This is a genomic window from Chromobacterium subtsugae, assembly GCF_001676875.1.
Lineage (GTDB): Bacteria > Pseudomonadota > Gammaproteobacteria > Burkholderiales > Chromobacteriaceae > Chromobacterium > Chromobacterium subtsugae.
Genome location: NZ_JYKA01000047.1, coordinates 1 through 745 on the forward strand (window position 1 = coordinate 1; position 745 = coordinate 745).

The 745-nt window shown below is 39.9% G+C and carries 1 protein-coding gene; it reads right to left on the reverse strand.

What is annotated here, in order from left to right; translation table 11 throughout:
• Positions 1–510: 510 nt before the first annotated feature.
• Positions 511–745, reverse strand: a 235-nt coding sequence (locus MY55_RS24120; protein ID WP_208856078.1) for a hypothetical protein, incomplete at its 5' end; no start/stop codon positions are given.

Below are 745 nucleotides of genomic sequence, written 5' to 3' on the forward strand. Positions count from 1 at the left end.
AAGCAATCCATAAGCAAGCCTATCATAAGCTACAGCCCTGCTATTGGTGGGGGACAGGTTTCCTTGGGCACTCAAGATTACTGTAGCCTATCAATCTATTCTCAGGATTATAGCAATTATAGAAAATGCCAAGTATCATCCAATGGTTCGGATTGGTTTTTGACAGCAAATTCCAATTCTTCTTGGGTGCAATGTCAGGCAGTGTGCTTTTCCTATAAATAAAACACCATACCCGCCATAGCTTTCATGGCGTATTTTGCCAGCTCGCAATAAATAGCAAAAAATAGACCCATTAATCATTAATCTCTACCCTCCATTATAAAAGCCCGCGCTCCGCGGGCTTTTTTTGACTGGAAAGGTAAAAATCATTACTAAATATCTTTTCATGCTTTCCAGTGGCTATTTGCAATTATTCAATTGTCATTTAAAAATGATATAACCTTTCATAGGAATATTTTTTATTTAATGAAAAAACCGCCTTGCGGCGGTTCGTGTTGAAAAATCCGATTATCAATTGGAAACCTTCCAGTAAAATCCAAAAAGCTGCTCAAAGACGCCAGGGCAAAATACTGTTCCAGAATTATAAACACCTGATGCATATGGGCCGGATATATATGTTGTAATTGGATGCCATCCATTTAGGGAGACAGCCCATTTTCCAGATCCAGGAACCGTCCAACATTTATCATAGCCAGTAACAACTGAGCCAAATGTTGATGGGTCAGGGGTAAGTGGCCCCTTCGTC